The sequence below is a fragment of the Deltaproteobacteria bacterium genome (assembly GCA_016930875.1).
In the GTDB taxonomy this organism is placed as follows: domain Bacteria; phylum Desulfobacterota; class Desulfobacteria; order Desulfobacterales.
This window is the reverse complement of the sequence record JAFGFW010000158.1, coordinates 1-18612: the sequence shown is the minus strand read 5'-3', so window position 1 is coordinate 18612 and position 18612 is coordinate 1. Positions and strand designations below refer to the sequence as shown.

24 protein-coding genes are annotated in these 18612 nt (G+C 47.7%); 22 read left to right on the top strand and 2 right to left on the bottom strand.

Translation table 11 applies throughout. The features are described 5' to 3' along the window. Window positions 1-5 precede the first annotated feature (5 nt). The 5 genes from JW883_13415 (at window position 6) to JW883_13395 (ending at window position 4688) form a co-directional block, all read left to right on the top strand. Window positions 6-227, top strand: a complete 222-nt coding sequence (locus tag JW883_13415; protein ID MBN1843265.1) for a zinc-ribbon domain containing protein — start codon at window positions 6-8, stop codon at window positions 225-227. Window positions 228-276: 49 nt separating this feature from the next. After that, the gene (locus JW883_13410; protein ID MBN1843264.1) at window positions 277-1338 is read left to right on the top strand and encodes an acyltransferase; all 1062 of its coding nucleotides are present in this window, start codon (window positions 277-279) and stop codon (window positions 1336-1338) included. Window positions 1339-1451: 113 nt separating this feature from the next. Further along, entirely contained in the window at window positions 1452-3638 is a 2187-nt protein-coding gene (locus JW883_13405) for a mechanosensitive ion channel (protein ID MBN1843263.1), read from the top strand. Continuing rightward, window positions 3578-3826 carry a hypothetical protein gene (locus JW883_13400; protein MBN1843262.1) on the top strand — a complete coding sequence of 83 codons (249 nt, stop codon included), beginning with the start codon at window positions 3578-3580 and terminating at the stop codon, window positions 3824-3826. The genes JW883_13405 and JW883_13400 overlap by 61 nt, the downstream gene beginning before the upstream one ends. A gap of 364 nt (window positions 3827-4190) precedes the next feature. Beyond that, complete coding sequence (locus JW883_13395) at window positions 4191-4688, top strand: Hsp20/alpha crystallin family protein (protein ID MBN1843261.1); 498 nt, start codon at window positions 4191-4193, stop codon at window positions 4686-4688. Here JW883_13395 and JW883_13390 read toward each other — a convergent pair. Further along, complete coding sequence (locus tag JW883_13390) at window positions 4645-6360, bottom strand: transposase (GenBank protein ID MBN1843260.1); 1716 nt, start codon at window positions 6358-6360, stop codon at window positions 4645-4647. The genes JW883_13395 and JW883_13390 overlap by 44 nt on opposite strands. 89 nt (window positions 6361-6449) lie before the next feature. Further along, window positions 6450-7058 carry a hypothetical protein gene (locus JW883_13385; GenBank protein ID MBN1843259.1) on the bottom strand — a complete coding sequence of 203 codons (609 nt, stop codon included), beginning with the start codon at window positions 7056-7058 and terminating at the stop codon, window positions 6450-6452. Window positions 7059-7380: 322 nt separating this feature from the next. On the opposite strand from JW883_13385, the gene groES reads away from it, so the two are divergent. The 17 genes from groES (at window position 7381) to JW883_13300 (ending at window position 18542) form a co-directional block, all read left to right on the top strand. After that, window positions 7381-7671 (top strand): co-chaperone GroES, encoded by a 291-nt coding sequence (gene groES / locus JW883_13380; GenBank protein ID MBN1843258.1) that lies wholly within the window; start codon window positions 7381-7383, stop codon window positions 7669-7671. Window positions 7672-7691: 20 nt separating this feature from the next. Beyond that, entirely contained in the window at window positions 7692-9314 is a 1623-nt protein-coding gene (groL, locus tag JW883_13375) for a chaperonin GroEL (GenBank protein ID MBN1843257.1), read from the top strand. Between the two features lie 143 nt (window positions 9315-9457). Continuing rightward, window positions 9458-9622: a zinc ribbon domain-containing protein gene (locus tag JW883_13370; protein ID MBN1843256.1), complete on the top strand. Its 165-nt coding sequence runs from the start codon at window positions 9458-9460 to the stop codon at window positions 9620-9622. A gap of 88 nt (window positions 9623-9710) precedes the next feature. Beyond that, on the top strand, window positions 9711-10139 hold the full coding sequence (locus tag JW883_13365; protein MBN1843255.1) for a hypothetical protein: 429 nt from the start codon (window positions 9711-9713) through the stop codon (window positions 10137-10139). Beyond that, on the top strand, window positions 10136-10930 hold the full coding sequence (locus tag JW883_13360; protein MBN1843254.1) for a hypothetical protein: 795 nt from the start codon (window positions 10136-10138) through the stop codon (window positions 10928-10930). The genes JW883_13365 and JW883_13360 overlap by 4 nt, the downstream gene beginning before the upstream one ends. Window positions 10931-11043: 113 nt before the next feature. Next, the gene (locus JW883_13355; protein MBN1843253.1) at window positions 11044-12462 is read left to right on the top strand and encodes an MFS transporter; all 1419 of its coding nucleotides are present in this window, start codon (window positions 11044-11046) and stop codon (window positions 12460-12462) included. Window positions 12463-12846: 384 nt separating this feature from the next. Beyond that, a complete protein-coding gene (locus JW883_13350; GenBank protein MBN1843252.1) occupies window positions 12847-13089 on the top strand; it encodes a universal stress protein in 243 nt (80 codons plus the stop codon). A 110-nt stretch (window positions 13090-13199) separates the two neighbouring features. Further along, window positions 13200-14138 (top strand): universal stress protein, encoded by a 939-nt coding sequence (locus JW883_13345; GenBank protein ID MBN1843251.1) that lies wholly within the window; start codon window positions 13200-13202, stop codon window positions 14136-14138. Further along, window positions 14135-14299 (top strand): hypothetical protein, encoded by a 165-nt coding sequence (locus JW883_13340; protein MBN1843250.1) that lies wholly within the window; start codon window positions 14135-14137, stop codon window positions 14297-14299. The genes JW883_13345 and JW883_13340 overlap by 4 nt, the downstream gene beginning before the upstream one ends. A gap of 69 nt (window positions 14300-14368) precedes the next feature. Next, window positions 14369-15403 (top strand): GAF domain-containing protein, encoded by a 1035-nt coding sequence (locus JW883_13335; GenBank protein ID MBN1843249.1) that lies wholly within the window; start codon window positions 14369-14371, stop codon window positions 15401-15403. Further along, window positions 15354-15644, top strand: a complete 291-nt coding sequence (locus tag JW883_13330; GenBank protein ID MBN1843248.1) for a sensor histidine kinase — start codon at window positions 15354-15356, stop codon at window positions 15642-15644. The genes JW883_13335 and JW883_13330 overlap by 50 nt, the downstream gene beginning before the upstream one ends. Continuing rightward, entirely contained in the window at window positions 15641-15943 is a 303-nt protein-coding gene (locus JW883_13325; GenBank protein ID MBN1843247.1) for a hypothetical protein, read from the top strand. The genes JW883_13330 and JW883_13325 overlap by 4 nt, the downstream gene beginning before the upstream one ends. Before the next feature lie 75 nt (window positions 15944-16018). Further along, entirely contained in the window at window positions 16019-16225 is a 207-nt protein-coding gene (locus JW883_13320; GenBank protein MBN1843246.1) for an SAP domain-containing protein, read from the top strand. A gap of 160 nt (window positions 16226-16385) precedes the next feature. After that, a complete protein-coding gene (locus tag JW883_13315) occupies window positions 16386-16994 on the top strand; it encodes a MarC family protein (protein ID MBN1843245.1) in 609 nt (202 codons plus the stop codon). A 294-nt stretch (window positions 16995-17288) separates the two neighbouring features. After that, window positions 17289-17621, top strand: a complete 333-nt coding sequence (locus tag JW883_13310) for a hypothetical protein (GenBank protein ID MBN1843244.1) — start codon at window positions 17289-17291, stop codon at window positions 17619-17621. Window positions 17622-17772: 151 nt separating this feature from the next. Continuing rightward, a complete protein-coding gene (locus JW883_13305) occupies window positions 17773-18093 on the top strand; it encodes a hypothetical protein (GenBank protein MBN1843243.1) in 321 nt (106 codons plus the stop codon). Window positions 18094-18155: 62 nt separating this feature from the next. Beyond that, window positions 18156-18542, top strand: a complete 387-nt coding sequence (locus JW883_13300; GenBank protein ID MBN1843242.1) for a PAS domain-containing protein — start codon at window positions 18156-18158, stop codon at window positions 18540-18542. Window positions 18543-18612: the final 70 nt, after the last annotated feature.

Below are 18612 nucleotides of genomic sequence, written 5' to 3'. Positions count from 1 at the left end.
CCGGGATGAAAAATAAGATCATGGCGTGCATACAATGTGGAAACGCATTTGGCTTCACGGCTGCCGAACAGGCGCGTTTTATTGCTCGCGGTTTCGACAGACCAAAACGCTGCCCGCAGTGTCGAAAAAATAGGGTGCGAGGGATTGAGATAAATAACAGTGGAAAGGGCAAAAACAACAAGAGACGCAGGCGCCGAAGGGATGACTATGAATTCCACGAGAGGTGAAACTCCGGTGATTTCCGTCAACATCATTCCTCGTCCGCTGGTGGGGTGAATGGGATCGATTCGTTTATTTCTTGCCTTTGCCGTTTTGATGTCGCATGCGGATGCATTCGATATCAGTATCATACCCGGACAGGTTGCGGTTCAGGCCTTTTTCATGATATCCGGCTTTTATATGTCGTTGATTCTTGCTCAGAAATACAAGACGTGCAGCGTTTTTGTTTTTTATACAAATAGGTTGCTGCGTCTATTTCCAACGTATTTGTTCATGTTATTTCTGTCGTTCGGAGTTCTCTATGCTTTTGATGTGGGCATATTTGTTTACATTGATAAGTTTAAGAAAGTCTTTACACACGGTGTGTTCATGGCCGTATTGTATTTGTGGGCAAACGTAGCGGTGCTGGGGCAGGAAATGCTGTTTCTGCTTGGCATAGACACCACGAATTACTCCTTCTATTGGGCGCCAAATGGAACGGCCTCAGTAAAAGCCTGGAGCTACATGTTAGTCCCGCAAGCGTGGTCTCTTTCTCTGGAATTATGTTTTTACCTGTTAGCCCCCCTTATTTTGCGACGTAGTATGCGTTGGGTGGGGGCGATCTTCATCCTGAGCCTTGCCTTGCGTCTTTTTATTGTTTCAAAAGGTCCGGAATATGATTTGTTTTTGCGAAGATTCTTTCCCGCTGAATTGTGTCTTTTTCTTATCGGTTATTTCAGCTATTTTCTTTTCACCCGGATCAAAGAGTATAGAAGGAAATATTCACTGGGGTTGATTTGTTGGACAACATTGCTGGCCGTGCTTGTTTTCTACAACGAAATAAACGAGAAATTCTCGCTGGCACTGCTTGCTTTCACTATGTTCTTATCCATGCCACTCATATTCAATCTTACAAAGGACAGCAGGCTAGACAGGTTTCTCGGCAACATTTCCTATCCAATCTATATCATCCACTTCCTCATAATTGCAGTCTTTGAAGAGTATTTTGAAGAAGAATATCCGTTTATCCTGTTGCTGCTGGCTGTCTTCTTCGCTTCGTTGGTCGTTTATTATGCAATAGAAGCGCCTATTGATCGTTGGAGACAGAGGCGAGTTACACCCTTGCTTTCCTATGGTTAGCGAGGCGATAGTGCGGAAAAGAATAAGAGATTTCTCGTCCTTGTGAGTGGTGACCGCGGAGCGGAATAGTTCATGGCAAAGTGAGTTTGTTAAGCTTTTTTTTGGAGATGACTATGCATTACCCATTTAAAGAAAAGCAGACAAACCGAAAATTTCGAGGGCACAGCGAAAACAAGCTGCCAGCGCTAGAGCGATTGGGAAATCCCAGCCTGATTGTTCCCCTCATTATAATTCTGATGCTCTTGTGGCTTGGCATGCCGCTGGCGGATTCAGCCGAAGAATCGCCCGGGAGAGTCACTAATGAAGAGGTGTCTTCTGGGATGACTCCCACCGTGGCAGAGAATAAAATAAAGGAGATTCAAGAGCGTATAAAGGTATCCGAAGCTGCTGAGAATGATAACACAGCGCAGCAGTTTGGGGTGTCACTTTTCGATCTGCAGGCCCGTACTGCTGAACTGCGAGAGACTCATATAATGTATCAACGCCTTCTCACTGCCTTAAAGGAGCAGGCAACTCTGTATAAGGAAGAGGATCTCTTACGGGAGAAGCGAAAAGCGCAGCAACAGGTTGGACTTTCCCAAAAGCCACCGTATTCTTTGAGTTTTTATGATCACCTCCTGGATGAAATGACCGCTTCCAAACAAGAAAAGGAAGCGGCTGAGTTGGGAAAAAGGTCAGCGGAAAGAGCCGTAGAAGATGCCAGGCTGAGGCTTCAAGAGGCGGAAAAGACCTTGCGCCGCCTCAAGGAACAAACAAAAACCGCAGAAACTGGGAAAGACTCAGGTAAATTCAGATGGGATCTTGAACAAGGGACATTGGATGTGGAACTGGCTCATGCGATCCTCGATTTTCAAAAAGTAAATCTTGAAAACCTTCAGTCAAGACTCCGGCTAGCAGAACTGGAAACAGATATCGGACAACAGAGCGTCAGCTGGGTGCGCGGCCGCCTCCATTTTGAGCAAAGTGATCTGGAAAAGCAGCTGCAGAGCCTTGAAAAAAAGAGGGCTGAATTACAAGAACGCCGGGGAAAATTGCTGCGCGAACAGAGACAGATAGAGACCGCATGGCTCCTGGCCCAGCAAAAGATATCAGATGCCAGGAATGAAAGCGAGCTTGTCATAGCCTCTGCCTTCCTTAAAGCACGGGTGACATGGCGCGAAACCTATCAAAGGGTTTTGGAGCAGACCGAGCATATGTTGCATCTCATAAATCAGAGGGAGCAGGTTTGGAAAAGACGTTATGAGCTTGTCAAAGATGAGGCAAGTCATGAACAGATTGATGTCTGGCGGAGAGATGCCGAGACTCAAATCAAGAGCATTGATGGGGTATTGTCTCTGCAACAGAGTTACGGGACCAACTTACAGTCTCAGATTGCAGCTTTAGAAAAACAAGTTTCGGAAGAGGCCGTAAATCCGGAGATAAGACAACATTTACAGGAACAGCGGCAGGCTCTTCAAAAGTTGGCTGAACGAAGCCTTGAGTATCTATCAATGCTGCTGGCCACTAAAGAGCCAAGTCACAGACTTTTGGATGAAATTGTTTCAAGGCGTGAGCATGTTGCGTTGTGGGAGACGGTCCTGGCCGTGGGAAGCAAGGCAAAAGATGTCTGGAACTTTGAACTATGGGTGATTGATGACCAGGCTGTGACGGTGAGAAAGGTCGTGATCGCCCTGTTGATTTTAGTCTTGGGTCTTTTCATGGTTAAGCACTTCATCCGGGTCATGAGGAACCGTCTCCTGCCTCGAATGAACCTGGAAGCAAGCGCCGCCGCCGCACTTGAAAAGATAATCTATTACCTCGGCTTCCTGTTGATCATTCTCTTTGGCTTGCGCATGGTTAACATTCCCCTTACGGCTTTTACTTTCCTTGGTGGTGCTATTGCCATTGGTGTCGGTTTTGGCGCCCAGAACCTCATCAACAATTTCATCAGCGGATTCATTATCATGGCTGAGCGGCCGATTAAGATAGGCGACCTGGTCGAAATAGAAGGGAACTTCGCTAAAGTTGAAGAGATTGGCGCACGGTGCACACGCATACGAACGGCTGGCAATATACATATCCTGGTGCCGAATAGCACTTTTTTGGAAAAAAATATAACAAATTGGACTCTCTCAGACAAGATGATCCGGGCCCGCATCACCGTTGGAGTAGCCTATGGGTCCCCTGTACGTGAAGTGAAACGTCTTATGATTAAAGCCGTTTCGGCCACGGAAGTGTTCTCAAGGTACCTGAGCCTTTTGTGCTTTTCAGTGATTTCGGGGATAACTCTCTCGTATTTCATGCATATTTTTGGATTATAGTGATTCGAATTATGGAGCGTCGCATAATTGAAAGCGATGTGCGATTCCGCATTGATGGCCTCTTCCGTGAAGCTGGCATCGTCATTGCTTTCCCACAGAGGGATGTCCATCTCGATACCACAAGACCTCTGGAGCTCAAGATCTTGAATGCCAATGGTCCGACCGAAAAGATTGATAATTCGTCATGACGAAGGCAACGGGTAGATTGCTCAGAGGTCGAAACCCTTCCAACTCTCGGCGCCAATCCGTAAATAAGAATCTGTAATTCTGGTATGGGCAAAAGTGGAACCTGGAGTTCTCTTAGTTGAATCTCTCACTATTTCAATAGGTTAAATCCCGCTCACCGCTCTATCAGAGAGGACATCGAACTTTCTTCCACGGAAACCGGAACTGACAGTTCCGAGTGCCATTCATTAAAAATTATCAAGAGCTTGAAATATCAATAAGTTAATTTGATTGGCACGGCAGTTGCTCATTTGTTAAAGCCATAAGAGATCTGTATGGGCCGATAGCCTAACCATCAAAAGCAAAACAGGGAAAGGGGGTGATAGTATGAAAAATTCTAGTTTGGTACCGTGGAGCCGGCGTAGCGAACTGACCGGTTTCAGACGCGAGATGGACAGGCTCTTCGATCGGTTCTTTGAGGGGTGGCCTTTCAGGCCTTCCGGTGCGGAAGGCGCGTGGGCACCGTCCGTGGATGTGTCGGAAACCGCCAACAAAGTTGTCGTCAAGGCAGAGGTTCCTGGCATGGATGCCAAAGACATCGACATCACCATCACCGGTGACATTCTGAGCATTCGCGGGGAACGGAAGCAGGAGAAGGAAGAAAAGGACGAAAACTTTCACGGTATCGAGCGAAGCTATGGGGCCTTTTCCCGCTCGATTCGCCTTCCTGCTGAGGTTGAAAAAGACAAGGTGGATGCCGCTTACAAGGATGGTGTGTTGAAAATCACCTATGGCCACAAAATTCAGTTGGATTTTGACTTATTTAGCATCAATTATGGCATCAGTTTAAGATATTTTGGATTATCTCAGAAAACATCGGCTTAGCAATAATCTTTTTGATTTTGGCTGGAACTTTATCCACAGATTTTTTGACATTCTGTAATTCTTTTCGTACAGCTTTGTTATCAATGGTCCCAAACAGTTCTTCCAAAGTAGCCTTGCCATCGAGCAAGACATTTACATATTGGCGGTTTTCGAGATTTTTGACTAAAGGCGTATCTGCAAGCATCGCCTGGAGTGTTTTGGACATGGAGTTGTTACCTGTCTTTCGACGGTTTCCCCGTTTCAGGTCCCTAAAAAAACGCTCCATTATATTGTTAGTTCGTTGTGGCTGTATTGTAACTTTGCCAAATGCAGTTTTAATGTCAATAGGATCGGCGAACAGTTTTTCCCAGTATTTGTCTAATTGCGCAATGAGCTTCCCGTAATCCGTGTTCTTTGAAAACTTGTCATGATTGCTGAGCCAGTCGTGGAATTTCTTGACCCTCTTTTCGATGGTTTGGATGTTCGTATCCACGCCATCACAGTTAAGCCCCTGGCATCCTGACTTTGGAGCGATTCGCATGGCATCCCGAAGTTTCTCAAAAACCTTGATCTTTGATTCAATTTCGGCAATCGTCTGGCATAAAACAGTATCGCTAATGACTTGCTTAAGATCGCCTGAGACCTTGACAAGCGCTTTGTGGTCATTTCTTGCATCGTTTGATCGAACATTTTTCAGCCGATTGATTTGCGCATAAACAACGTTAAGTCTTTGGGCAAACGCGACAAGGGGTTGATCGAATGGAAAACCATATCCTTTGCCCTGATTTTTACCATCCAAAGCCCATTGAATAAGACTGTATGCGATAACTGCCGGAGAGAGCCCGGCGGTGGCCTCCGGCCTGCCTGATGGGTTTTCAACATGGCAGTAAAACGCATCGATCAGGCAAGGATTGTCATCCATGATCTTTTTCAGTGCGCTTGCTCTCTGCCGTAGCCTTGAAGTGATTCCGTGTTTTTTTAATCGGTTTCTGATTATGGCGTACTCATTTCCAAACAGGTCCTTGCCAATGTCTCTGAGGAAATGAAAGTGACAAACAAAGTCAGGTGTGTCAGGCAATACCTTTGCAACAGCTTTCAAAATGCCCCGGCCCATGTCATGAACAACGGCAAGAGGGTAGTCAAACATGCTAATGATCTCACGTAAAAAAGGGATGATTTTGTCTGCCTTTTCAGAGGGGAGTTTCACGTTGCCCAAGACAATTTCCGAGATAGAATCCAATCCGGTCATTAATAACGGGCTGTTACCCTCACAGGTACCATCCAGGTGCAAAACATATCCGCCTTTTACTTGCATGGCTGCTTTGATTTTATCAGCGCGTTGTCGATGGGCTATGGCGAGGTAAACAATGAATTTTTTTCCCAGGTAATCAATTTCGCTGGCACTTATCGGGATGTTTTTGGCTGCCAGCTCATCAATGACTTCCCTGGTATTGCGATGCCTGAGAAAGAGAGCTTTGCCGACGTGGACCGAAACATCATAACCAAATGTGCAACGATCCGGCACCAATTTGTGTAGATCATCGGAAGCATAAACCGTTTCAGCCCCGCACCGCTTGCAGTGAAGAAGCGTTTCATGGGCAATAAATGGGCCAATATGCATGGTAAGAGCCGATTTTACCCGAGTCTTCAGCACATTAAGTTGAGCATGGCAATCTGAACAAGTTGTTTGCATGGGCTTAAAACATAAAATAGGAGGTTCAGGCAAAAGACAGCATGATGAGGTATCCTCAATCATCCTATCTACACAGGTCTTTAGCGTATCTAATGCGTTAAGATCGATGAATCCGGCATTTTTTTTATACCGTGTTGCTGGAAAAACCGGGCAATGTCTTCCGCCAATACTGTAATATTCTTATTTTGCTTGAGCCTTGCGGCAATATTCTGAAAGGACAGTTGAGGCTCTTTGATATATTCAACTAAAACAAGAACTGCCGTTTCTGCGCTTAAAGGTTGTAAGGTTCTTTTGACTCTTTGTATCTCAAGACGTTTATACTGCTGCCGATTGATTTTATCATTCATCGAAAGGTACGAGAATTCATGAGTGAATTTAACCCGATCAATCAGCCTGGCTTTGTACATGTTCGTCAAAACGGCATGGCATGAATAATGGAGTTTGTCGGCAAGGTATTTGGCTGTACAACCTTGAGGGGATTTGTAGATCATATGAATGATTGTCCGTGTCAAATTTCCATGTTTGGAAAAGGCAATATCTTCATGCAGCCAGATTCCGTCTTTATTGAAATGGGGAATAGAATGCAGTGTGTACCATTTTGCATTATGGGTAAAACTTCTGAAATATCCGATCTGTTTCAAGAAACGTCGAATAGAGATAACAGCATAACCAAGATTCTTTGAGATATCATCGATCATCCAGCATTTTTCATGAGAAAACAACTCTACCAGAAGTTCCAACGGCGAAGGCTGAGTACTCATTATGGCCCCTGTGATAAAGTATTAAGTAGCAAATCTCCCAACCGGAAGATACTCAATACTTTATCACAAAAAACGGTAATGTCAACCCTAAGTAGTGAAAAAGACGAAATAAGACGGGACCTTGGTTTCAGATACCGGAGCTGCGAAACTTATTTTGGTGTTACACAATATACAAGGTGTATCGACTTCCCTGCAGCAAATTTTGAAAGGAAAAATAAACGGAATGTAGCAAAGTCTAAGGAAGAGGGAGGCTTCTGCGATGAAAGTGAGACCTTTACATGACAGGGTGATAGTCACCCGGACTGATCAGGAAGAAAAGACGACAGGGGGCATCATCATCCCTGACACGGCCAAGGAAAAACCCCAGGAGGGCAAAGTGGTCGCCGTAGGACCTGGAAAAACGAGCGACAACGGAAAGCGCGTTCCGTTAGACATTAAAGAAAACGACCGCGTACTCTTCGGGAAGTACGCTGGCACAGACATCAAGATCGATGGCGTGGAACACCTGATACTTCGAGAAGATGATATCCTGGGGGTCATCGAAAAGTAATTGGAAAGGAGGTTTGAACCATGACAGCCAAGGAAATCAGATACAGCATGACTGCCAGGGAAAAAATGATGAAAGGCATAGACACGCTGGCCGATGCTGTAAAGGTGACCCTGGGTCCAAGGGGTCGCAATGTGCTCATCGAAAAGTCCTGGGGATCGCCCAGGGTAACAAAGGATGGCGTGACCGTTGCCAAGGAAATTGAACTCGCGGACAAGTTCGAAAACCTGGGTGCCCAGATGGTGAAGGAAGTTGCCTCCAAGACCTCTGATGTAGCAGGCGATGGCACGACCACGGCAACGATTCTCGCCCAGGCCATTTATCGTGAGGGGTGCAAGCTGGTGGCGGCAGGGTCAAATCCCATGTCCATCAAACGTGGCATCGAAAAGGCCGTAGATCTGGTGGTTGAAGACCTCAAAAACATGTCCAAACAGACCAAGGACAAGACAGAGATCGCCCAGGTGGGGACCATTTCCGCCAACAACGACAAAACCATCGGCGATATCATTGCAGAAGCCATGGATAAGGTGGGCAAAGAAGGGGTCATTACCGTGGAGGAAGCCAAAAGCATGGAGACGACCCTTGAGATTGTTGAGGGGATGCAGTTTGATAAGGGGTACCTGAGCCCATACTTCGTCACTAACGCTGAGAAGATGGAGGTCCACCTGGAAGAGGCATCCATACTCCTGCACGAGAAGAAACTGAACAGCATGAAGGACCTGCTTCCTGTTTTGGAACGGGTCGCCAAGATGGGAAGGCCGCTTTTGATCATCGCAGAAGATGTGGAGGGAGAGGCTTTGGCCACACTGGTGGTCAACAAACTCCGCGGAACGCTCAGATGTGCTGCTGTGAAGGCCCCGGGATTCGGTGACCGGCGCAAGGCCATGTTGCAAGACATTGCCGTCCTGACCGGCGGCCAAGTAGTCAGCGAGGAGCTGGGTGTCAAGTTGGAGAATATCTCCATCGACGATCTGGGAACGGCAAAACGCATCACCGTGAACAAGGACAACACCACCATCGTCGAAGGTGGCGGGAGTCGTGAGACCCTGGAAGGCCGTGTCAAGCAGCTTCGGGTACAGATCGAGGAAACCACCAGTGACTATGATCGTGAAAAACTCCAGGAACGCCTGGCAAAACTGGTTGGCGGGGTGGCTGTGATCAATGTGGGGGCTGCCACGGAGACCGAGATGAAGGAGAAAAAGGCCCGGGTGGAGGACGCCCTCAACGCGACCCGTGCGGCTGTGGAGGAAGGTATTGTCCCAGGTGGTGGCGTGGCCTATATCCGTGCACTTAACGCCCTTGAGAAGGCCAGCTTTCCCGGTGAAGAACAACTGGGCGTGAAAATCATCAAAAGGGCCTTGCAAGAACCTGTCAGGCAAATTGCTGGTAATGCCGGGTTTGAAGGGTCCGTGGTGGTTCAAAAGGTGATGGAGGGCAAAGATGCCTTTGGTTTCAATGCCGAGACTGGGAAGTACGAAGACCTGGCAAAAACTGGGGTCATCGACCCTACAAAGGTGGCCAGATTCGCCCTGCAAAATGCTGCATCAGTGGCTGCGCTCCTCTTGACCACAGAGGCTGCCGTTGCGGAGAAGCCAAAAAAGAAAAAAGGGGGTATGCCCCAGATGCCTGCTGAGGACATGTATTAGGGACAACACACGGGGGATAACTTGTTGTGAAATTGGCGGGGTACTTCAACCAATCGGCCGGGGATACGAGACAAGTATCCCTTGGCCGACCGGCATTGAACGAACCAATTCCTCACGAGATTTTCCTACAAGGAGGTTTGGTCATGCCCACATACGAGTTTTTTTGCGAGAAGTGTAACAAAACGTTCACGGTAACCATGCGTGTCTCAGAATATCAAAAGAAGAAGATCCAGTGCCCAAAGTGTAAAGGAAAAAAAATAAAGCAGGTCATCTCGTCCTTTCAAACCATAACTTCCAAAAAAAGTTGACGATGAACCATGACTGGGCTGACATGTCCGCCCAGTCATCAGGGCAATCCTAACCGCCGCCAAGTTCGGAAATAAGGAAGATCATAACATGACAAGACAGATTTCTTTCAGCAAGTTGGAACAAGACCTCCGAGCCAGGCTCAGAGAGAAAGTAAGCGCCGCAGAATCAACGGAGGATGTGAAAAAGTTCTTTGCCCAGACAGTTGGGGAGTTGTTGCAGAAGGTTTTGGGAGATAATGTCGACCTTCGGTACGAGGACATACGATTCAATCCTCGTGAAAAGGGCGCCTATGTTATTAGTGAGCGTCTTCAAAAAATGAAGGGCTTTGCCTCTGTCTGGAGAGAATCGGATCTGCCGCACATTATTAAACGCATGGCTGAATTTGCCTTGAAACGGCACGAACACCTGGAAAGACATCGGGATAAAACAGAGGCCAAGATGTATCCCGTTCCGGGCAAGGCCACGCAACGATCAAGCGGACATGGCGTAGAGAGCCGAGACAGGAGACAAAGATGAAAACCTTTGAGGATTTTGAGCGGTTTTTTGGGGGGCTGAAGCAACAACGAGACGAACTGAAGTTAAAACTTCATCTCCTAAAAGCTGACGTCAGAGATGAATGGGAAAAGGATGTCCACGAGTCGGCCATCTTGAAGAAAAAGTCCCTGGGGCGCGAAAGGTATCTGACCGATTTTGAGGCCCAATTCGAGGTGGCCAATAATCCGAATGTTGATTCGGAAATCCGATCCATGAGCCTGAATCGTCTGCTTCCGGAAATCATTGCCTGTGTTCGGTCGCAAGGACTTAGCGCTCAGCGATATATCGGAGAAATAACGAGCACAAGCCAAGCCATCGCCAAAGGAATTCTTTATTTATCGTGTAGATGGGAGTTGAATGATAAAAAGCGGGTTGTTGGTAAGGTAAGTCACTGGGATGTTCTCCGAGCCCTGGAGCCAAAATACAAATCCATGGGAGACGGCAGGGCAATCTCGCAATGTGGATGGAGTGCTGACTTTGTCAAGTCCATGGTAGAAAACTACGGTCTCCTTCAGAATCCATTGGATGATGCATGTCACAAAGCAGCCAACCTAAAGGTCCGTAACGTGATGACGCCCATTTCGGAAGAGGAATTGCTTCACCGCGAAAAGGAAATTGTGGAGCACGATGCGCCACTGAATGAAGTGATCCACCTTCTTGTCCTGGGAAACCTGATGTTTCTGTATGTTCGCAAGGAAGGACGCATCGTCGGAATCATTCGTCTTAGCGATGTGTTCCGAATGATAAGCGATATAATCAAAGGCTGTTCCTAACCCCAAAACTAGATGGAAATCTTCCAAAAATAATCTTCTGAAATATCAGACCTGACCGCCTTTCCCGGTATTGATCCCAGGTCTTTGGGGGATTTCTTCGATGCCAGATTGCCATGAAACTGCTTGCTGTCCCGGACTTCAGGAATTCCTTTTACGATGGGATCTTTGCTCACGTGTTCGCCACGCTCACAGGAGGGGTCTTTCTCACCGGATTTGCACTCCATCTCGGCATGAGCGATTTCATGATCGGCATTCTGGCGGCACTACCGTTTGTGGTAACTATATTCCAGCTCCCGACATCAAGGCTCATACAGAAAAACGGGACGCGAAAGAAAGTTGCCTATGTCTCTTCCTGGGTTTCAAGGGGGCTGTGGGTTCCTGTTTTGGGTTTTGGCCTCTTGCCTTTTTCTGACGATACTGTTAAACACACAACTGTCCTGGGCCTTATTTTTCTATCCCACGCCTTTGCCACCGTCGGTTATATTGCGTGGCTCTCTTGGACATCAGACCTGGTTCCCTGCGACATCAGAGGGAGGTTCTTTGGCACCAGGAATATGCTTTGTGGGGCAGCTGGGATCGGCGCTACTATCCTTTTTGGAAATTTCCTGGATTTTTCGAAGTCGCAAGCACTTGGTCCCTCTTTTGGATTCACAATAACTTTTTCATCAGCTGTCATTTTTGGCCTGATGAGTCTGCGGTTTTTGCGCCGCGTATCCGAAGTGCCTATAAGCCCTTCCCGGGATGACATTTCTTTTCGCAGGAATCTTGCCCTTCCTTTCAAAGATGCCAATTTTCGACGTTTCCTGGTTTTTATGTCCATGTGGAACTGCGCAGTCTATTTGGCAAGCCCTTTTTTCACCCTGTATTTTCTTCGGGACCTTCAATTCAGCTATGGATTTGTGGCTGCTTTGGCCATGGTTTCCGCTCTGGCTGATCTGCTGGGTATGCATGTGTGGGGCAAAGTGTCTGATAAAGTCAAAAACAAGGTGGTCATTCGCATTGCCAGTTGGGTGGTTGTCTTCCTGCCCTTAGCGTGGGCAACAGTCAGACCAGGCAGTCTCGTCATCCCAATCCTTCTACACCTGATGGGAGGTGCATTTTGGGCCGGTATCAATCTGTGCACCAATAACCTGTTGTTAGCCGTTTCTCCACAAAAGACCAGGCCTCTGTATATATCTGCTTACAACATTATCGGAGGGCTTGGTGCCGTCTTAGGGCCAGTTGTGGCCGGATTGGCACTCGAATCCTTTGACGGTCACCAATTTAACGTCTTTTCCCGGAACCTCGTGCCCCTGCAAGTCGTTTTCTTTGCCTCAACCCTTTTGAGATTTCTGAGTCTGTGGATGCTGAGGTATGTGCATGAACCGGACGAGGTTTCAATAGGTCAAATGGTTAGAATCATCAGAAGTGTCAGGGGGTTGAACACAGCAAACGGGTACAATCAGCTATTGCACCCGACGATAGAAGTCCCGAAGAACCCAATGAAACGGCCGGGACCGCATCACGTCGAACAAGAACAAGGAGGTCCGTAAAAAATACACGGGGCTAACCCGCCCCGGTTCTGATGAGGCGTCACAAAGCCCGAGGCGTTGTTTGACCCCATTTCACCACCCTTTCGTACATGCTTCATCAGAAAGAGAATCCGCTGTTCTCCTAAGAAAAAATGGGGAACTTCCAGTTCCTGTGGTTGTTTTGCCTTAAATTGTAATGTCTTGTGGCCGACCCAGTGGGGGAATTCGTCTCGAGACTAGGCGGTCCTACACATCGGGGAACAAGGAGTTCCTTTGTCGGCTGCCGGAACGCTTGAAACTGCTGTAATGTTAATGGGTTAATGTCTTGGCACAACAGTTGCTCAGATCCCCGTATAACTGGAAGAACTCTGGAAGCAAAAAGCGGGGCAAGAGATCGGTCCGTACATGAAGAAAGCCCAAGAGATGATTGTCAGGGCGGGATCCAGTGAGAATCAAATTGCAACAAAGCTCGTTGACGGTAGCCGAAGTGCGGCGAGTGATATCTTAGAAGAGGCCAAAGGGAGTAGTTATGGGACCGTATTACTGGGACGAAAAGGACAGTCGGCAGTGAAAGACTATTCAATGGGCAGTGTGGCCGGCAAGGTCCTGGAGGCCTCCGCCGGGATGACAATGCCTATCGTTCCATAGGGAAAACAGCTTGCTGGTTCTTGTCAGTACGTTCCCGTTTTAGCCATAACGTATTGGGGCAAGTTCATGCTACTGCACGGTGATTGTTGTAAAAAGGGGAGCAACTTATCATGAAACGTTTTAAAAACATACTTTTTGCCTACGACGGGAAACCTGGCAGAGAGCAGATCTTCAATCGGGCAGTTAGGTTGGCGCAAAGTAATAGTGCTTCGCTGACAGTGATCCAGGTTCTAAAATACTATCCCTTTGGCGCAGAGCTGTTGGTGGAAGCACAGGGTTTTGAAGAAATCCCGAAGAGCGACAGGGACGAAACGGAAGAGCAATTGAAGAGGTTTAGATCAGCTGCCAAGGCAAAGGGGGTCGAACTGACCACGAGAGTTCTGTGGGGTACCCCATTTCTCGAAATCATCCGGGAAGTCCTTAAAAGAAGCCACGACTTGGTGATGGTCGGAATTGAATCGAACGACGGAATGGAAGGAATGCTTCTGGGAAGTACGGCTATGCGCCTTATGCGCAAATGTCCCTGCCCAGTCTGGGCGGTCAAACCGACCCATGGCAGACAAGTCGATCGAATTCTAGCTGCAGTAGATCCTGCGCCTTTTGATGACAAGATGAATGACCTCGATATCAAGATCATGGCATTGGCCACGTCATTAGCCCGTTCCCAAGGAAGTACCCTTCACGTAGTCAATTGCTGGAGCCGGAATCGAGAAAAAACGTTTAGGGCACGCTCGCGACTAAAACAGGCCGTAGTGGATGACCTCCTCAAGGAAACCCGAAAGGCCCACGAGACCCGAGTCAAAGAGCTTTTGGAAAGGTTTTCATTGGATTACCGATCCTCCAGAGTCCATCTATTGGAAGGCAAGCCCAGTCAGTTGATCGTGGATCTGGCAAAAAAGAAGCAGGTGGAACTGGTTGTCATGGGAACTGTAGCAAGAACAGGCATCACTGGTTTTTTAATCGGAAACACTGCTGAAAAGGTGCTCAATCACCTTGAATGTTCTGTTTTGGCGGTCAAGCCGGATGATTCAAAACACCGGTGGAAATGACAGAGGAAGGGCGACGCAATGTGTATGTCCGCACTACTGGCATTGGGGAAGACAAGGTGGAGGCTCTGACCGATGAACTTGAGAAAAGATTTGTCGTTCTTTACACCGGCCGGGATTTCCTCGATGAGATTGAAAGACGGCGGGTCCGGATTCCTTATTGAGGAATTACAACAACAGGTCAAACGCTATTGTACGGACTGAAGCCGCTGTTCTTTTCTTGGAAGATACCTATGTCGGAAAACAGAAAACACATAACTGTCAAGTTCAGTAAGGCTAAGCTGGGACGGAGAAACAAGGGTCTCGCCATTCTCCATGACGTCGGTAGCGATCTGACCAGCTCTCTTAGTCTTCGAGAAATCTTGGACAGGGCCGTTCGGAAGGTTTCAGAGCACTATAAGGTAGACGTTGTAAGGATCTATTTGATGGATGAGTCTGGCCACCAACTGGAACTGGCGGCCTGTGCAGGATTTTGTGAGGTGGGGACAGAGGACCTCCGCAGAATCGCCATCGGGGAGGGTTTTTCCGGGAAAGCGGTCAGAACCAAAAGCTTTATCGCTCAGAAAGTCACAGACCTGGAAAACGCAGCCAGGACAAAACTTGTTCAAGGTCAGGGTTTCAAGGTGATTATCTGTGTGCCACTCATTGTCAACGAAGAGGTTCTTGGGGTCATGAACCTGGCTTCCAAACGGACCGTGTCTTTGACCCAATCCGATGTAGATCTTTTTGTGGCAGTCGGCAATCAAATTGCAATTGCCGTCAATGTGGCAAGACTTCATGAAGCCATTAAGATTAAGGCCGAGGAAATCAAAAAGAAAAAAGACGAGATTGAATTCTTTGCGTATACGATTTCTCACGATCTCAAAAACCCGACCGTAGGCATTGTCGGTATGATGGAATCCATCCTTGAAAGATACGGCGATGCTTTGGATGACAAGCTGAAAAAGTACTGCAAGGCCATTAAAAAGGCAGCCGATCAGGTTTTGAGATTGGTCATGGCCATTAACGAATACATCAGTGCCACTGAAGCCGCCCTGAACATGGAGAAGACAGACATTCATAAGGTCGTGGAGCAGATTCGAGATGAGGTCTCAGAAGTGCTCGAAAAGCGAAGCATTCGTCTTTTAGGACCTGAAGGCGTCCGAGAAGTCATGGCCGACGAACTGGCCATGACAAGGGTGTTTAGAAACCTGATTAACAATGCCTTGAAGCATGGAGGTGACAGCCTCAGCAAGATCGCCCAAGATCGCCATTGGATACCACCATGACGATCACTTTCACATCTTTTCTGTAAACAATAACGGTAGAATCATCAACGAAGAGGAATGTAATCAGGTTTACCACATGTTTCGCAGGCTGTCAGTTTCACGGCAAACAGAGGGTTCTGGTTTGGGTCTGGCCATTGTGCGGGATATCATGGAAGCCCATGGTGGAAAGGCCTGGGTCGAATCCGACCCTGCTAACGGAACGACCTTTTACATTTCTATTTCCAGGGAGGTTGGACAATGAAGAGACAAAAAGCGTGGTTTGCTACTTTTATGTTGCTTGCTGGGTTGTTGGTTTCAGGAACGATTGCCCAGACAGACCCTGTCACGATTGAGGGGATGGTCAATGAAAGGGCTCAAATCGTGACGGATGATGGGGAAGCGTATGACTTGGCCCGGACTGACCTGGGCAAAGCCGTGGCTGAGCTCATTGGGGCAAGAGTACTGGTGACAGGTACTGTTGAAGAGACGGAAAAGCAAAAGACAATCACAGTGGATAGATACCTTGTCATTGATGAAGAGGGGAGAATTTCTATGAGGTAGGCAACGAGATCCGTTACACACGTGGCAAAGAGAGCAACAGGCCGAATGTTTGGCGGATAGACTGTGGAGGTTCCGATGAGATTCCAGGACATTCAAAAAATGGCAAAATGCATGGACATCAACACCTATAGGATGAAAAAGACTGACATGATCCGGGCTATTCAAAGAGCGGAAAACAACATTCCGTGTTATGGCACTGAAAGAATACACGGCTGTCACGAGGAGACATGTTTGTGGAGGAATGACTGCCTGGCCTCAAACAATAATATGCCTGCTCAATAGCTCTTTGCAGCGGGTTTACCCATCGGGATTCAAGTGGGGATTGGACGAAACCGGTGGTGCTTCGGCTTCCTGAGCGACCTGTCTAGACCGGATCAGGGCTGCAAGACGAAAAATCCAAATCGTATTAGGTTCCTGTTGACGCATGGGTTCCTGTTGACGCATGGTGGATCTGGAAATAAAATCGTTTTGGCTTTGTTTCGTTCCCCTTTTTGTCGCTGTTGACGCTATCGGTGTTCTTCCCATGTTTATGGGGCTTACTGAAGGCCTGGGAAGGCCTGTTGTGCGTCGAGTCCTGCGTCAGTCGGTAATCACGGCTTCAATCGTAGGGATCGCTTTTCTCGCGATCGGGAAAGGCGCGCTGAACCTGCTGGGGATAAGCGTGGCGGATTTCATGGTTGCCGGTGGCATTCTGCTCTTTGTGATCTCAATGAGCGACCTCCTTAGAGCCGAAAAGGTCCAAAGGCAAGTGGACCCGGAGAGTCTTGGCGCGGTGCCCCTGGGAGTCCCTTTGATCACAGGACCTGCAGTACTCACGACGTCAGTACTGCTCCTGAATGAATACGGCTTTTTGCCCACAGCCACAATGTTGTTATTAAATATTCTCATTGCAGGATTGATTTTCAAATCTGCCGAGACAATCAACGGCTTCCTTGGTCACGCGGGAACCAAGACCACGTCCAAAATTGCCAGTCTTCTGTTGGCTGCCATAGCCGTCATGATCGTCCGTAAAGGGATCGAATTACTGGTATATGGCCGTGTCTCTGGTTAGAAACAAGCCGTTTAAACGGACCGACACCGCAAAGAGGGTTCACAAACAGGAAAGCACAAGATGCCAGAATTAATTCGTAGGAAGTGACCGCCGAAGCCAGTCTGAAAAGAAGGTGAGCAAAAATAGGGTGCTAATCATGACAGGTGCCTATATGAAGGTCTTCGGCGAAGTGGGCAAGGTAGGCGTAGTCGCGATGAACGGGTCTGAGTACCTGAATTCATACAGGCAATGGGTATGGATCATACCGATTGCGCGTCCGTTCAGCCTATATCGCAACACAGGATTTGGGAATGTATGGATGGGTATTCTCCGGGCGCAGCTGACCGGGCTATTGACGAAGTAAAAAGGAAGTATCCTGGTTTTGATCTGGATAGGGCGTCATGGACGAACAACAAGAGTTGGGTGGAAGGGTACAAAGATCTTCTTGATCCTTTGAGCGACCTGAGTGTTACATTCCATAAACGTTTTGATGGTGGAAAAATCGACGAAAACGACCCTGTCCACCGGGAAGCTCTTCTTTATCTTCTTCTTTCGCAAACAAGCTGTTTCAGGTACTGGGGAACAGGATTATGGACGGACTATGGGAAGGAGATTTACCGGAGAGGGATGGAAATCGTTGGGGCTTGAGAGATAGGTTCATTTAGTTAATTGGTTCCTGATACGGCAACCGACGGTGTTTCAACGAACCTCGGTGATGTATGAGACAGGCTAGAGAAACAGCCCGAATCAACACAAGGCACTTTTTGTCGCTAAATAAAACAATAAAGGCGTAGCCCCAGTGAGCGATATCCGCTTGCAGACACAAAAAGACGGCGAAGTATCCGTAACACTTTCGGACCGTTTCTCTTCCCTGCCACTGTATGATCAAGTCCAGGAATTGGAGGCGTTCCTTGGTCAGTATCGCGGAAAAAGATCATCTTGGTACGAAACGTCCAGCGATGAGAGCCCAGATGGCCTTGAGACCAGACTGATGGAAAGCCTGCTTTCCGCGATTGAAGACGGGATTAAGATCAAGAAGATAACCTGGAAAATTGACGCAGCCATCCAAGACATGTTACATGATGAATTGAAAGAGTATTGGCTGAAAAATAGCTGTTAGGATGAAAACGAGATTAGGCCATCCAAAAAAAATTTCTGGGCAAACGAGGCCGAGAAAAGGAAATGGAGACCTTTGATCGAAGACACCTTCAAGAAGAGTTGAGTGTCGTTTATGATGCACTGAATTCATCTGCCAATGGCGTCATTATAACAAATCTTGATGGACGTATCACGTTCGTGAACCCAGCCCTTCTCAGGACCTTCGAGTATTTGGAAAAGACGGAGGTGCTGGGCAAAAACGCCGCCGAATTGTTCGTTGAAGGCAAAGTAAGGAAATTTTCTGACGTCGAGGCCCTCATAGACAAAACAAAAGGAGAGATTGAGGAGTTCGACGTTCAGCGAAGTGGTGGTACCGTATTTCCAGTGGAGGTCTCCTATTCCAACGTGACAGACCACAGGGGAAACGTCGTTGGTCGAATGGCCTCATTTGTAGACCCTAACGTTGCATAAATGTTTTGAGGTTTTACTTATCGGAGCCTATGCAGCTTTTCTTATTGTGTCCAGGAAATGGAGCAGATCT

Excerpts from the sequence above, each read along its gene's own strand:
- JW883_13395 (MBN1843261.1), top strand. The coding sequence starts at position 4,191 with ATGAAAAATTCTAGTTTGGTACCGTGGAGCCGGCGTAGCGAACTGACC.
- JW883_13320 (MBN1843246.1), top strand. The coding sequence starts at position 16,019 with ATGAGATTCCAGGACATTCAAAAAATGGCAAAATGCATGGACATCAAC.
- groL (MBN1843257.1), top strand. The coding sequence starts at position 7,692 with ATGACAGCCAAGGAAATCAGATACAGCATGACTGCCAGGGAAAAAATG.
- JW883_13340 (MBN1843250.1), top strand. The coding sequence starts at position 14,135 with ATGACAGAGGAAGGGCGACGCAATGTGTATGTCCGCACTACTGGCATT.
- JW883_13315 (MBN1843245.1), top strand. The coding sequence starts at position 16,386 with ATGGTGGATCTGGAAATAAAATCGTTTTGGCTTTGTTTCGTTCCCCTT.
- JW883_13350 (MBN1843252.1), top strand. The coding sequence starts at position 12,847 with ATGAAGAAAGCCCAAGAGATGATTGTCAGGGCGGGATCCAGTGAGAAT.
- JW883_13325 (MBN1843247.1), top strand. The coding sequence starts at position 15,641 with ATGAAGAGACAAAAAGCGTGGTTTGCTACTTTTATGTTGCTTGCTGGG.
- JW883_13415 (MBN1843265.1), top strand. The coding sequence starts at position 6 with ATGAAAAATAAGATCATGGCGTGCATACAATGTGGAAACGCATTTGGC.
- JW883_13365 (MBN1843255.1), top strand. The coding sequence starts at position 9,711 with ATGACAAGACAGATTTCTTTCAGCAAGTTGGAACAAGACCTCCGAGCC.
- groES (MBN1843258.1), top strand. The coding sequence starts at position 7,381 with ATGAAAGTGAGACCTTTACATGACAGGGTGATAGTCACCCGGACTGAT.
- JW883_13370 (MBN1843256.1), top strand. The coding sequence starts at position 9,458 with ATGCCCACATACGAGTTTTTTTGCGAGAAGTGTAACAAAACGTTCACG.
- JW883_13300 (MBN1843242.1), top strand. The coding sequence starts at position 18,156 with ATGGAGACCTTTGATCGAAGACACCTTCAAGAAGAGTTGAGTGTCGTT.
- JW883_13360 (MBN1843254.1), top strand. The coding sequence starts at position 10,136 with ATGAAAACCTTTGAGGATTTTGAGCGGTTTTTTGGGGGGCTGAAGCAA.
- JW883_13405 (MBN1843263.1), top strand. The coding sequence starts at position 1,452 with ATGCATTACCCATTTAAAGAAAAGCAGACAAACCGAAAATTTCGAGGG.
- JW883_13345 (MBN1843251.1), top strand. The coding sequence starts at position 13,200 with ATGAAACGTTTTAAAAACATACTTTTTGCCTACGACGGGAAACCTGGC.
- JW883_13390 (MBN1843260.1), bottom strand. The coding sequence starts at position 6,360 with ATGCAAACAACTTGTTCAGATTGCCATGCTCAACTTAATGTGCTGAAG.
- JW883_13310 (MBN1843244.1), top strand. The coding sequence starts at position 17,289 with ATGGATGGGTATTCTCCGGGCGCAGCTGACCGGGCTATTGACGAAGTA.
- JW883_13410 (MBN1843264.1), top strand. The coding sequence starts at position 277 with ATGGGATCGATTCGTTTATTTCTTGCCTTTGCCGTTTTGATGTCGCAT.
- JW883_13355 (MBN1843253.1), top strand. The coding sequence starts at position 11,044 with ATGAAACTGCTTGCTGTCCCGGACTTCAGGAATTCCTTTTACGATGGG.
- JW883_13385 (MBN1843259.1), bottom strand. The coding sequence starts at position 7,058 with ATGATCGATGATATCTCAAAGAATCTTGGTTATGCTGTTATCTCTATT.
- JW883_13335 (MBN1843249.1), top strand. The coding sequence starts at position 14,369 with ATGTCGGAAAACAGAAAACACATAACTGTCAAGTTCAGTAAGGCTAAG.